We start from the raw sequence: 13,740 nt of genomic DNA on the forward strand, positions 1-13,740 counted from the left end.
GTCTAAGAACCGTCAGCCACAATTGGATATTCTGATATTGTTGACAAGGCTGCAACATTTTTGCAACCGAATCCGTTTATTAGGTTGCAAGAGAGGGGGATCCCAGTGGTAGCGCCAGAGTTAATCAAGGCTGCCCAGATGGGCGATCGCGACGCTCTAATTACCCTATTGCGAGAAATTGAGAATCACGTCTATCGAACCGCTTATTACATTCTGGGCAATGAGCAGGATGCGTTAGACGCCGCTCAAGAAGCGTTAATCCGGATTTATACCAAAATCAACTCCTACGAAGAGAAAGCCCAGTTTAAAACGTGGGTGCAGCGGATCGTCACCAACCTTTGCATCGACAAATTCCGTCGAACGAAGCCGACGATCTCCATTGAGCAGCACGATCTGAGCTTTACCGACCATAAAACGGTGGAAGACGAAGTTATGTCTACGTATATCGCACAGGACATCCGAGAAGCGATTGACAAGCTCCCCGAGCACCATCGTTCCGTGGTCGTCCTGAGATATTTGCAGGACTTCTCTTATAATGAGATCGCGGAATCGCTGGATTTGCCGATCAATACGGTGAAGTCGTATTTGTTCCGGGCAAGACAGCAGCTGCAGGGCATACTGAAGGATTACAACCGCAAGCAACGCAGCGATGCGGTACGGGGATAGATCGCGATGTGAACCATCAGGACAACAACGGATATACGAATCGTTAGGAAAGGTAGTGTACGGGGATGATGTGTCAAGAGGTGATCGAACTGATGCAGAGATACCTTGATCGGGATCTCGAAGAAACCGAATACCGCCGGATGCTTGGGCATCTGCAGCAGTGTCCGGATTGCTCTGAACTGTTCGAACGTCTTGTGAATTTATCGACCGAGCTGGAAAATTTGCCGAAGGTGACCCCTCCGTTTAGCTTGGTAGATGCAATCATGCCATCGATTGAACGGCTGGATGCCGCTTCCGGAAACGGAGAGGCCGTTTGGACGAGTACGGCAACGGAAGAATCGGCTTCGCAGGACGCCGAGCGAACGACGGCTAGGGAGCTGCCGAAGCGAACGCGCCGCATGGAGAGCTGGCGTCAGCAGGTACGGGAGTGGGTTTCATTCCCGGTGCTTGGCGGCGTCGTCGCGGCCGGATTGATCTTCGGGTTTTTCATCTTCCAGCAGGACCGATCGACGACGGGCAATTTGGCCGAGAGCTTGAGCTCGAAGGCGGAACAGAAAGCCGCAGCCGACCAAGCGGCGGCGCCGAGAGCGCAGCCGGCCGGTAACGCAGGCGGAGCAAACGAAACCGGACAGGTGCTCAATGACGGGAACGCAGCGTCGGGCGGCTCAAGCGGAGGAAGCCCGGCAGCTGGCGAAGCGAAGGGGGCGGAACAAGAGGTCGGGAAGAACGGTCAGGCCGAGGCGCTGAATCCGGCGGGAGCCGGGGAAGCTGCGCCAACCGGTAAACCGAATGCGACCAAGGCGGCTCCATCGGCTCCGGATCAGAAGAATGACGCGCCTCAAGCGGGTGCGGGGACGTCCGAACAGCTGCCGGCGACGCCGCCGGCTTCACAGGGAACGGCGGATGAGACGCCGGGCGGGAGTGCCGGGACGGAGGAGCCTGTGGTGCCGGATTCCGAAGCGAGCGGCCCATCAGCGGCGAAACCGGGTTCAGCTGCTGACGGTGAGGCCGAGCTGCATCCGCGGGAGAAGGGCGGACCGAGCTTCGGCTTTATGGCTATCAATCCTGAACCTGCGGCGGTGCACGAGCTGTCCTCATCGGACAATGTTTATCATGCGAGGGTCGAAGCGAATCAAGTGGTCATTCGGGACGCCAAAGAAGCGGAAGTATACCGTTCCAAATTCGACCGGTGGGAAGATGCCGCTCGCATCGAGCTGGTCGAATGGAGCTCTCACAAGCTGATATATACGGTTCAAATTTCCGATCGGAAGCGGACGTTCGAGATCAATATGCAAGCACAATCCGTTACGGAAACGGAAGTTAAAATGAACTGACAAGCTAGTTTCAAGACGCAGGATACACGTTGAGGAAGAGGAAGAAATCACAAACGTTCGCGCACACATCGGGGGCTGCTGCGTATAATATGTAGCAGACGAACAATTGAATTCGAACGCGTCTATGATCACGCTTTGATTGGCAGGTTTCTAGAGCCTGCTCGGCGTGTTTTATATAGATGGGTGTCGGGCGAAGGGATTAGGTCGAACCGCTTGCGGCTTTGACGTAATCCCTTTGTTGTTGTTATGATGAGAAGCGAGAACTAGCAGCGGGAGCGGTGGTTGCGGAAGATGGAGTACAAGCAAGCGTTAAAACAAATCGCGAAGGGCCAATTTGCGCCTGTTTACGTCTGTTACGGCTCGGAAAGCTATTTGATCCAGGAGTTCGTGCAGCGGCTGACCGAGCATTTGATCGAGCCCGAACAGCGGGCGTTTGCGGTAGGGCGATACGATTTGGCGGAGACGCCGATCGACGCGGTGATCGAAGAGGCGGAGACGCTGCCTTTCCTGGCGGAGCGCAAGCTGGTCGTGGCTTCCGGCGCCGCCTTTTTAACCGGGGCCAAGGAAAGCGGGAAGGTCGAGCATAACATGGACCGGTTGACCGCCTATTTGAAAGCCCCCGCTGAATTTACCGTCCTGGTGTTGACGGTGAGCGCGGACAAGCTGGATGAGCGCAAGAAAATCGTCAAGGCGCTGAAGGATGCCGACCGGCTCGTTCCCTGCGGGATGCTGGGCGAAGCAGAGCTCACGCAATGGCTGCAGCAGCAGGCCGATAAGGCAGGCTTCTCGTTCGCGCCGGGAGCAGCGGAGCAATTGATTCAATACGCCGGGACAAGCCTGCAGACGCTTGTGAAAGAAGTGGAGAAATGCTCGCTGTATATTGGCTCCGGCGGGGTTATCACAACGGACGATTTGGGGCAGCTGGTCACCAAAACCGTGGAACAAGACATTTTTCAAATGGTCGAACATATCGTTCAAATGAAAATGGAAGACGCCTTCACGATGCTGGCTGAATTGCTGCGGCGCAAGGAAGAGCCGATCAAGATCGTCATGCTGATCGCCCGGCAGTTCCGGATCATCCTGCAGGTCAAGGATATGACGCAGCAAGGTTATTCGCAGCAGCAGATCGCGGGGCAAATCGGCGTGCACCCGTATGCGGTCAAAATTGCGGCGGGGCAGGCGGGACGCTTCGATACCGGGCGGCTGATGAGCATCCTTCAGCAGCTGGCCGATCTGGACTACCGCATGAAGAGCGGGAAGATTGACAAGGTGCTCGGGCTCGAGCTGTTCTTGCTCCGGTTAGCGGCGGCGTGAGCGGCTTCTTGCAAACAAAAAGACCATGTGTCCTGTTGAAGGCACATGGTCTTTTTGTTTGTCGCATGCTTGTATCGGGACGCTTAGCCTTGAGCGGCAAGCGCGTTCAGCTTTTTCGCGAGGCGGGACTTTTTGCGGGCAGCTGTGTTTTTATGGACTAAACCTTTGGTCACCGCTTTATCCAGCTTTTTGCTGGCAGCGATCAAAGCATCTTTAGCAGTTTCCACGTTGCTACCTGCTGCAGCCGTTTCAAAAGCTTTTACAGCAGTACGAAGTGCGGATTTGTGAGATGCGTTGCGCAGACGGCGCTTTTCACTCACTTTCACGCGTTTGATAGCGGATTTAATGTTTGGCATGACGTTCACCTCCTACAACAACTTGCAAACAAACAAAGTTCTTATTTGTTGACAACTCTAGATATTCTAACATGGGCGGTATCAAAATGCAATAGAACGTCAGGCCGTTAGCGGAACATTTTGTATAACGCCCTCTTGTTTATCACACAATATACGAGCGAAACGATGAAGAGAGGGGATACGTTCATGGATTTGGATTTAAGCGCGTATTCGGTGCGAACGGACCTCGCGTTAGAAGCTCACGACTTGGCTTCCGCCTCCGGCTCGGCCATTCCCGGCGTACATACGTCCAGCAAAGACGAGGAGGGCATCCGGGTCAGCCTGATCGACATCACGTCGGATGAAGGCTCCCGGGTGATCGGCAAGCTGCCGGGGCATTACATTACGATTGATGTTCCCGAGCTGCGCAAAAAAGACAGCGATCTGCAGGACCGCGTCGCGACCGTGTTTGCCCGTGAATTTGAAAAATTTCTACTCAAGCTGAATGTTCCCGCTAATGCCAGTGTGTTGATCATCGGACTCGGCAACTGGAATGTGACCCCCGACGCGCTCGGTCCGATGGTCGTTGAGAACGTGATGGTTACCCGCCACTACTTTGAACTGATGCCGGGTCAAGTCAGTCCCGGCTATCGGCCGGTCAGCTCGGTGGCGCCCGGCGTACTCGGCACGACCGGGATTGAAACGAGCGATATTGTGCAGGGCATCGTTGAACGGTCCAAGCCGGATCTTGTCATCGCCATCGATGCACTGGCTTCCCGTTCGCTCGAGCGGGTAAACACGACGATCCAGATCGCGGACACGGGCATCCATCCCGGCTCCGGCATCGGCAACAAGCGCAAGGGGCTGACGCTCGATGCGCTCGGCGTGCCGGTCATCGCCATCGGCGTTCCGACAGTCGTTTACGCCAGCACGATCGTCAACAACGCCTTTGACTTGATGCATGCCCATTTTGCGCGGCAAACGTCCAACACCGGACAAATCCTCGGTTTAATGGATACGATGCAGGAGCAGGAACGGCTTGAGCTCGTCAAAGAGGTGTTGAATCCGTTAGGTCACGATCTGCTCGTGACGCCGAAGGAAATCGACCAATTTATCGAGGATATCGCCAACATCATCGCCAGCGGCCTGAACGCCGCGCTCCATGAAGCGGTTGATGTGGACAATGTATCGGCTTACACGCACTAGCATCGGTATGAGCGGGAGGCACGCACAATTGTGTTACGGTCCCCGTACAGAGGCCATCCTTAAAGCGCAGCGGCTTTAGGGATGGCTTCCTGTTTGTTAAGTCATTTTGAAGCGGCTTAGCAGCCTCTGCAAGTTACCGGCCCTTACAAGCAACTGCGTGGTAGACGATTGCGGATGAGCCTGCCTGACTCGGCGATGGAACCGTCGATTTCCCGGAACGAAGACCCTGCGCTTTGCACCGCTCCCCCGCCCTTATCGATTTCAGTTGTTACCGCATGCACCCTGTGACGGCTTGTTCCACGTACTCCTTCACGTCCTGAATCAGCACGCCTGCCTGCTCGGAGCCATGCGAGCCCTATGAAATTTATGGTTCTATCTCCCGAACGAGACTCATAGAGTAGTTACTAGAGAAGCGGGGGACACGAATCACGAATCGTTCCCCTGCCGACATCGCAGCAACGGTCGTACGACGCGATCCGGTAAAGAGGAGGAACAAGTACATGAAATGGTCTGCCGTCACCGTCAATCTAAGCAAAGTTCGCAAAACGGGACAAATGCTCGGGGTTTATTCGAAAACGTTGTCCATGTTGATGATAGGGTGCTTCATTTTTTTTATGGTGCTGGGCGTGCTCGGCTACGTGCAATCGCGGGTGTCGGGCGCCTCGCCGAACGCTTCGATGAAGGGGCTTGCCGCGTCCGTATCCAGCCGCTTTTTTATGGATATGATGGGGCTTGAGGTACCGGGCTTGCCGGCCGGCGGCAAATCGTTCACGTTCTCGCAATCGAACGTATCGAATTTTTTGTTCGCGCTGGTGACGGATTTGAATCCTAACGATCCGAAGACGCTGATAGCCCGCGAGGTGCCGGGGATGTCGCAGACCCGTGCGGTGCCGCTGAATAATGTGGGAAGCATCGATACGCCGGAGGATTACAGTCCGCGGTCGGATGTATTTGAGGGGAAGGAGCTCGGGAGCGAAGGGACGATCACGGCGAATCCGGGATCGGCGGGCGAAACGGGCGGAGCGGTGCTCGGACCGCAAGCGCCGACGGCTCAGCCTCCCGCTGCGGCAGGCAAGAATGTCGCCTTTATCTATCAGTCTCACAACCAGGAATCGTATTTGCCGGAGCTGCCGGGCGAGAAGGATCCGGATAAAGCGTACGATCCGAAGAAGAACGTCACCCAGGTCGGTCTCAGGCTTGCGCAGAGATTGGAAAAGGAAGGCATCGGCGCCGTCCATTCGGATAAAAACTATCCGGCTATCGAGAAAGGCTTCAATTATTACTTTTCCTATAAATATTCGTTAAAAACGCTGCAGGAAGCTTCGGCCGGGCATCCCGATCTGGATTATTACTTCGACATCCATCGCGATTCGCAGCGGCGCTCGAAAACGACGGCAACCATCAAAGGGGTAGACTACGCGCAAATCTATTTCATTATCGGGGGCAAAAACCCGAATTATAAACAAAATTACGAGTTTGCCGAGAAAATTCATGAGGCGTTGGAAGAGAAATTCCCCGGCATTTCCAAGGGCATTCATGCGAAGTCGGGGGAAGGGAACGGCGTATACAACCAGAACTTCTCGCCGAACAGCGTATTGGTCGAAGTGGGCGGGGTCGATAACAGCCTGGAGGAATGCTACCGGACAGCGGATGCGCTTGCTGCAGCGATCGCCGAGGTCATCCTGAACGCGGAGAAGGTCGATGCGAAACCGTCGCCCGCCTCGGACGGCACGTCAGCAAAAAAGCCAAGCTGACACGGCTAGGGGAATGAAGCGGCCAAGCCAAATCGTTGAGGACGCGGACAGGTAAGCTACAGGCGGAAGCGCGGAGAACCCCGGGGAACCCGATTGGCACGGTTGGTCATGCGAAACCGAAACGAGGGAAGAAGAAAGGGCGCTGAGGCGGCCTGAAGAGACAAGGCAAGGAGCGTGCAAAGGATCATGAACGGAAGCGGCTGGTTCAAATTCGGCGCCATCGCATTGGCGATGGCTTTTTGCCTTTTTTTCGGGGTATCGCTTGCGACGCAGGGAACCGAACGCATTCACGGTCCGCTGACGAAGCCGCCGGGCGAAGCTTCCGCCGCCGGAGTGCGCCCGAACAGCGCAGCTCCGGCAGGGGCGAAGAAGTCGGCGCCGCCTGCGCCCGAGAAGTCGGAGCCGGTGAAGAAAACGGCCGAGAAGAAGACGAAGCCTGTAGCGAAAGCGCCTCAGGAGCCCGCCGCCGATACCGGCATCAACCGGGTCGGCAACAAGGCGGGCGAGCTGCTGCAAATCATCGCCTATCACGGCATCCGCGCCATTGTTTCTTTGTTTGAGGCGATGCTGAAGTAATGGCGCAGGCAGGGGGACTTCTCTGCAAGGCTGTCGGGGCCCGCAAGCCGGAAACAGCGCGGAATTTCCGTGCATTGATGCAAGACCCCACAACTGCTATAATGAAAAGTATTGTACAAAAAGCGAGTTTAGTGAGGTTTTGCTGCCGATGGATATCCAAGCCAGACAAAAGAAAATTAGAAATTTCTGCATTATCGCCCATATCGATCACGGGAAATCGACGCTGGCCGACCGGATCTTGGAATTTACCGGCGCGCTGACATCCCGCGAGATGCAGGATCAGGTGCTCGACCAAATGGATTTGGAGCGGGAACGGGGCATTACGATCAAGCTGCAGGCCGTACGCTTGAACTACCGCGCCGACGACGGCGAGGAATATATATTGAATCTGATCGATACGCCGGGACACGTCGATTTCACGTACGAAGTATCCCGCAGTCTGGCCGCCTGCGAAGGCGCCCTGCTTGTCGTTGACGCGGCGCAGGGGATCGAAGCGCAGACACTGGCTAACGTGTACTTGGCGCTCGACAACAACCTGGAGATTTTGCCGGTCATCAACAAGATCGACCTGCCCAGCGCAGATCCGGAACGGGTGAAGCAGGAGGTCGAGGACGTCATCGGTCTCGATGCGAGCGAAGCGGTCTTGGCTTCGGCCAAAGCCGGGATCGGCATCAAGGAAATTCTCGAGCAGGTCGTGCAGAAAGTTCCGGCGCCGACCGGAGATTCGACGCAGCCGCTGAAAGCGCTCATTTTCGACTCGCACTTCGACCCTTATAAGGGCGTTATCGTGTATGTCCGCGTCATTGACGGATCGATCCGGGCCGGTTCGAAAATCAAGTTTATGGCGACCGAAAAAACGTTCGAAGTCATTGAGGTCGGCGCGTTCAAACCGCGTATGGGCATCGTGGATTCGCTTGAAGTCGGCGATGTCGGCTTTATTGTGGCCGGGATCAAAAATGTCGGGGACACCCGCGTCGGGGATACGGTGACTGACGCGAAGAATCCGACGCCGGAACCGCTGCCGGGCTACCGCAAAATCAATCCGATGGTGTTCTGCGGCTTGTACCCGATCGAAACGAGCGATTACAACGATTTGCGCGATGCGCTGGAGAAGCTGCAGCTGAACGACGCTTCGCTCAGCTTCGAGCCGGAGACGTCGACAGCGCTCGGCTTCGGCTTCCGGTGCGGCTTCCTCGGGCTGCTGCACATGGAAATCATCCAGGAGCGGATCGAGCGCGAATTCAACATTCCGCTCATCACAACGGCGCCGAGCGTCGTGTTCCGCGTCACGCAGACGAACGGCGAGGTGCTGAACATCGAGAACCCTTCGCTGTTCCCGGAGCCGGGCAAAATCGATTTCGTCGAAGAGCCGTTCGTAAAAGCCAAGATCATCGTGCCGAACGATTACGTGGGCGCGATTATGGAGCTGTGCCAGGGCAAGCGCGGCGAGTTCGTCAACATGGAATACCTGGATACGACGCGCGTGACGCTTACCTACGACATTCCGCTGTCGGAGATCGTATACGATTTCTTCGATCAGTTGAAATCGAGCACGAAAGGGTACGCTTCGTTCGACTACGAGCTGTCGGGCTACAAGCGGACAAATCTCGTGAAGATGGACATCCTGCTGAACAACGAGCAAGTCGACGCGCTCTCGTTCATCGTCCACCGCGACAGAGCTTACAACCGCGGACGCATCATTTGCGAGAAGCTCCGCGAGCTCATTCCGCGTCAAATGTTCGAGGTGCCGATTCAAGCGGCGATCGGGCAGAAGGTCATTGCCCGCGAAACGGTCAAAGCGATGCGCAAGAACGTATTGGCCAAATGCTACGGCGGCGACATCAGCCGGAAGCGGAAACTGCTGGAGAAGCAAAAAGAAGGAAAAAAACGGATGAAGCAGGTCGGCAGCGTGGAAGTGCCTCAGGAGGCGTTCATGGCCGTCTTGAAGATCGACGAATAGATCAAAAGCAGTGCGGGAAGCAGGTGTTCGGCATAACGCGAACGCCTGCTTTTGGCATTAAGGGGGGGACTAAGCATGTTGCAGCAAACGCAAACGCCCAAGGCGGTGTATCTTCATATCCCGTTTTGTACGAACAAGTGCCATTACTGCGATTTCAACTCATATATATTGAAGGGGCAGCCGGTCATGGATTATTTGGATGCCTTGGAGCGGGAGATGGAACGGACGGTAAAGAGCGTGCCGCCGGGTGAGATCGAGACGATCTTCGTCGGAGGCGGGACGCCGACGGTGCTGACGCCGGAGCAGATGGACGTATTCCTTCGCCGCGTGCGCATGTATTTTGGCAATTGGGCGGCAAATATCGAGTTCTCCATGGAAGCGAACCCGGGGACGACCGATCTGGAGAAGCTGCAGGCGATGAAAGAGGGCGGCGTGAACCGGATCAGCTTTGGCGTACAGTCGTTCGACAATGCGCTGCTCGAGCGAATCGGGCGCATTCACAATACGGACGACGTGTACCGGAGTCTGGAGAATGCGCGCAAGGCCGGGTTTACGAACATGTCGATCGACTTGATGTTCGGGCTGCCGAAGCAAACGATCGATATTATGGAGGCCACGCTGAAGGAAGCGCTCGCGCTGGAGCTGCCCCATTATTCGATCTACAGCTTGAAGGTAGAGGAGAACACGCTGTTCCACTCGCTCTACGAACGCGGCGATTTGCCGCTTCCGGAGGAGGATGAGGAGGTCGGCATGTTCCTTCATATAATGAAGCGGTTGAAGGAGGCCGGGTACGGCCAGTACGAAATCAGCAACTTTGCGAAACCGGGTTACGAGAGCAGGCACAATTCGATGTACTGGCTTAACCAAAGCTACTACGGTCTGGGGGCCGGCGCTCACGGCTATGTGCGCGGGACGAGGCACGTTAACATCAAAGGGGTTCAGCCTTACATCGACGCTACGCGCAGCGGCCTGCCGCTTCTGCAGACGAGCGAGGTCGAAGAGGTTGAAGCGATGGAAGACTTTATGATGGTTGGTTTGCGCCTGCTGCGCGGCGTGCGCAGATCCGACTTCGAAGAGCAGTTCGGGCGGCCGCTGGAATCCGTATTCGGCGGAACGATACGCCGGTTGTGCGCGAAAGGGCTGCTGGAAGAGACGCAAACCGGCTACCGGCTGAGCGATTCGGGCGTTTTGCTCGGCAACGAGGTGTTCGCGGAGTTTTTGGAGGCGTCTGAATTAAAAATAGGTTGAAGCCTTTATACGTTTTGTTGTATATTTATTCATATCATTTCATTTTCTTCATAATGCGATTGGTGGGAGCCCGTATGACTTTGACCCTGACCTGCCGGAAGGCGAACGAACAGGATATCGATACTTTATATGACATTATTCAAGGCTATGCGGAGCAGGGCATTATGCTGCCGCGTTCCAAAGAAACGTTAGCGGCTCAGCTGGATACGTTCGTCGTCGCGGAAGTCGACGGTCGGCTGGTCGGCTGCGGCTCTAACACGCGTCTCGGTCCGGATCTCGTCGAGATCCGTTCGCTCGGCGTGACGGCCGGATACAAGGGCCTCGGCATCGGCAAATCGATAGTCAACAAGCTGGTGGAAGAAGCGAGAGCTCAAGGCATTCCGAAGATCATGGCGCTGACATACGAGGTGGCTTTCTTCGAAAGAAACGGCTTCACGGTCGTGCAGAAGGAAATCTTTCCGGAAAAAGTATGGCGCGATTGCATTCACTGTAAAAAACAGCACTGCTGCGACGAAATCGCCGTGCTCAAACGGCTGGATTGACTTGACACAGACCCTTGAGGTCTGTTATTTTTGTATTAGCTTAGCACTCGCTTGATCGGAGTGCTAACGAGCCCGGAATCGGAGGTGGTTTTCGAATATGCTAACCGAACGTCAGAGACATATTTTAAGCGCCATCGTTGACGATTACATCCGTTCCGCGGAGCCGATCGGCTCACGCAGCATATCCAAACGCGGCAATGTGGGGTTCAGTCCCGCCACCATCCGCAACGAAATGTCCGATTTGGAAGAAATGGGATTTTTGGAGCAGCCGCATACGTCGGCGGGCCGAATCCCTTCGCATAAAGGTTACCGGTATTACGTGGATCACTTGATGGCTTTAGGTGCGCAAGAAGCCGGCGAAGAGGTCGACGTGATGAAACGTTTCTTTGCCGAACGCATGCAGGAGATGGAACGTGTCATTCAACAGGTCGCGTTGATTTTGTCGCAGGTGACGCCGTACACCTCGATCGTCATGGGTCCGGAGATGCTTACCACAACATTGAAGCATCTGCAAATCGTCCCCTTGAACGAGCGGACCGCCGTGGCGATCGTGGTGACGAACACCGGTCAGGTGGAGAACAAGACGGTAACGATTCCGGAAGGCATTCCGATGTCGGAAATCGAGAAGTTCGTGAATCTTCTGAACGCCCGGTTGAAGAACGTGCCGCTGCTGCACTTCAAATCGAAGCTTTACACGGAGATCGCTTCGGAAATGAGCCGTTACTTGTCCGGTTACGAAGAGCTGCTGATCATGCTGGATTCCGTCTTCGAACGCGACGAAGAAGAGCGCGTGTTCCTCGGAGGCACGACGAATATGCTGACGCAGCCGGAGTTTAAGGATGTCGATAAGGTGAAGAGCATTCTCGATTTGCTGTCGGAGACGCCGAAGATCATTCAATTGTTCGAAGGCACGGACGCAGCCGGAGGCATTCAAGTACGGATCGGCAGCGAGAACAAGATGGAGGCCGTGAACGACTGCAGCCTGATTACGGCGACGTATTCGCTCGAAGGGCAGCTGCTCGGCACGATCGGCATTCTTGGTCCGACACGAATGGATTACGCTAAAGTCATCAAGCTGTTGGACCATCTGTCCAAAGATATGACACAGTTGATGGAGCGTTGGTATAAATGAGTCAGATGAAACCTTCGGGTCCGGAAGGCGAGGAATCGTACGCCAGCCTGCGGAATAACGCCAATGCGGTGCGTGCGATTTGCTCGGCCGTCGAAGGCACGCTCGGCCCGAAAGGGCTCGATACGATGCTCGTCGGCGCTCATGGCGATGTAATTATTACGAACGACGGCGTGACGATTCTGGAGAAGATGGACGTCGCGCATCCCGCGGCCCAGCTGCTCATTCAAGTCGCGCGGGCGCAGCAGGAGCGGATCGGCGACGGGACGACGACGGCGACGGTGCTCGCGGGCGCGCTCGTCGCCGAAGGCGCCCGGCAGGTGACGCGCGGCGTGCCTGTGGCCAAAGTCGTGCGCGGCATCCAGGACGGCGTCGCGCACGCCGTCCGCAGCTTAAGCGAGCGGTCGCGGCCGCTGCAGGGTCTGGACGATCCGATGGCTTATCGGATCGCTTATATCGCAGGCCGCGAGCATGCCGACCTTGCAGAGCTGATCATAGACGGCGCCAGGCAGCTTGGCGCGGCAAAGCTGCGCGAAGAATCGTTTCGCTTCGCGGATGTTGTGCAGTCGCTCGGCAAGTCGCCGGGCGAAGTGTGGCCCGGGCTCGTCATCGCGAAGAAGCCCGTCAACCTGCAGCCTGATTTCCCGTCGGACGAGGCCCGCATTCTGATGATGCAGGATGCGTTCGGACCGGAAGAGGTGGAAGATGAGGCGCTGATGACCGAGGCCGGCTTTCACCGGCAAATGCAGCTGCGCGAGCAGTTCCGCGCCTCCCTCGGCCGCTTGACCGAGCTGCGGGTCGGGCTCGTCGTCAGCGAGCGTGGCGTCGATCCGGAAGCGGAGCAGTTCTGCACCGATCACGGCATCATGGTGCTGCAGCGTCTGCCGCGGGCGCAGCTGCGCCGTCTGGCCGAATACAGCGGCGCGCGGCCGGTTCGCCGTTCCGCGCTGTACCGGCCGGCGGCTGACCTGGCCCCTTATCTCGGCTTCGCCGGGCATATCGCCTACGACGAGCGCCTCGAATGCGTGCGCATCGCCGAAGGCAGAGGCAGCGTCGAAGTGTCTATCATCGTCGGCGCAAGCACGCACGAGATCGCCGGCGAACGCCTGCGCATTGCGCGCGACGCCGCTTCGGCGGTGCAGGCCGCACTGCGCGGCGGCTGGCTGCCCGGCGGCGGCGCGGCGGAAATGGCCGCCGCGCATGAGCTTGAACGCTATCGCGAAACCGTGCGGGGCATGGAAGGTTTTGGTTTCGAAGCGGTTGCTCACGCGCTGCGCAAGCCGCTCTCGCAGATCGTCGTCAATGCCGGCTACAACCCGCTGGAGAAGGTCGAGGAAGTGAAAGCGGCGCAGATCGCATCCGCCAGCGACAAGCTTGGCATCGATTGCGATACCGGCGCCATTACCGATCTCGAGGCGCTCGGGGTCATCGATCCGGCCGATGTGAAGCTGCAGGCGCTGCAGGCCGCAGGAGAAGTGGCGTCCGCCGTGCTGCGCATTCATACCGTAATCAAGATGCGGCAGCCGCGCGAAGAAGATTAAACCTTTGTTATCCAACTGCGTTATGTAGGGTTTTGAGCCCGACTACGTGGTTAGACTAATATTTAAAAGAGAGAGCGGCGGCGCATATTATGAATGGGCGCGGCCGCAGCCGATTCGGTTAAGGAGGTGACAGAC

General features: G+C 56.5%; 12 protein-coding genes. 11 read left to right on the forward strand and 1 reads right to left on the reverse strand.

Going from position 1 to position 13,740, the window contains the following annotated elements; translation table 11 throughout:
- Positions 1–105 precede the first annotated feature (105 nt).
- The 3 genes from JMF85_RS13315 (at position 106) to holA (ending at position 3,314) form a co-directional block, all read left to right on the forward strand.
- Positions 106–666, forward strand: coding sequence for an RNA polymerase sigma factor (locus JMF85_RS13315; protein ID WP_054796708.1), 561 nt, complete (start codon positions 106–108; stop codon positions 664–666).
- 92 nt (positions 667–758) lie between these two features.
- The gene (locus JMF85_RS13320; protein WP_201318362.1) at positions 759–2,000 is read left to right on the forward strand and encodes a zf-HC2 domain-containing protein; all 1,242 of its coding nucleotides are present in this window, start codon (positions 759–761) and stop codon (positions 1,998–2,000) included.
- Positions 2,001–2,291: 291 nt separating this feature from the next.
- Positions 2,292–3,314: a DNA polymerase III subunit delta gene (gene holA, locus JMF85_RS13325; protein ID WP_127606915.1), complete on the forward strand. Its 1,023-nt coding sequence runs from the start codon at positions 2,292–2,294 to the stop codon at positions 3,312–3,314.
- Between the two features lie 83 nt (positions 3,315–3,397).
- Here holA and rpsT read toward each other — a convergent pair whose 3' ends face one another.
- A complete protein-coding gene (rpsT, locus tag JMF85_RS13330; RefSeq protein WP_127606913.1) occupies positions 3,398–3,670 on the reverse strand; it encodes a 30S ribosomal protein S20 in 273 nt (90 codons plus the stop codon).
- Between the two features lie 186 nt (positions 3,671–3,856).
- Here rpsT and gpr point away from each other — a divergent pair, with 186 nt between their 5' ends.
- The 8 genes from gpr to JMF85_RS13370 all read left to right on the forward strand — a co-directional run bounded on the left by gpr (position 3,857) and on the right by JMF85_RS13370 (position 13,605).
- Complete coding sequence (gpr, locus tag JMF85_RS13335) at positions 3,857–4,855, forward strand: GPR endopeptidase (RefSeq protein ID WP_201318363.1); 999 nt, start codon at positions 3,857–3,859, stop codon at positions 4,853–4,855.
- Between the two features lie 500 nt (positions 4,856–5,355).
- Entirely contained in the window at positions 5,356–6,609 is a 1,254-nt protein-coding gene (locus JMF85_RS13340) for a stage II sporulation protein P (RefSeq protein ID WP_127606909.1), read from the forward strand.
- Between the two features lie 186 nt (positions 6,610–6,795).
- Positions 6,796–7,185: a hypothetical protein gene (locus tag JMF85_RS13345; RefSeq protein ID WP_141336753.1), complete on the forward strand. Its 390-nt coding sequence runs from the start codon at positions 6,796–6,798 to the stop codon at positions 7,183–7,185.
- Positions 7,186–7,333: 148 nt separating this feature from the next.
- Positions 7,334–9,145 carry a translation elongation factor 4 gene (lepA, locus tag JMF85_RS13350; protein ID WP_141336752.1) on the forward strand — a complete coding sequence of 604 codons (1,812 nt, stop codon included), beginning with the start codon at positions 7,334–7,336 and terminating at the stop codon, positions 9,143–9,145.
- A gap of 75 nt (positions 9,146–9,220) precedes the next feature.
- On the forward strand, positions 9,221–10,393 hold the full coding sequence (hemW, locus tag JMF85_RS13355) for a radical SAM family heme chaperone HemW (RefSeq protein ID WP_127606903.1): 1,173 nt from the start codon (positions 9,221–9,223) through the stop codon (positions 10,391–10,393).
- Between the two features lie 74 nt (positions 10,394–10,467).
- Positions 10,468–10,935 carry an N-acetyltransferase gene (locus JMF85_RS13360; RefSeq protein WP_127606901.1) on the forward strand — a complete coding sequence of 156 codons (468 nt, stop codon included), beginning with the start codon at positions 10,468–10,470 and terminating at the stop codon, positions 10,933–10,935.
- A gap of 97 nt (positions 10,936–11,032) precedes the next feature.
- On the forward strand, positions 11,033–12,067 hold the full coding sequence (hrcA, locus tag JMF85_RS13365) for a heat-inducible transcriptional repressor HrcA (RefSeq protein WP_127606899.1): 1,035 nt from the start codon (positions 11,033–11,035) through the stop codon (positions 12,065–12,067).
- Positions 12,064–13,605 (forward strand): TCP-1/cpn60 chaperonin family protein, encoded by a 1,542-nt coding sequence (locus tag JMF85_RS13370; protein ID WP_201318364.1) that lies wholly within the window; start codon positions 12,064–12,066, stop codon positions 13,603–13,605. Before hrcA ends, JMF85_RS13370 begins: the two co-directional genes overlap by 4 nt.
- The last annotated feature ends 135 nt before the right edge of the window (positions 13,606–13,740 follow it).

The organism is Paenibacillus sp. EPM92 (assembly GCF_016586185.1).
In the GTDB taxonomy this organism is placed as follows: domain Bacteria; phylum Bacillota; class Bacilli; order Paenibacillales; family NBRC-103111; genus Paenibacillus_G; species Paenibacillus_G validus.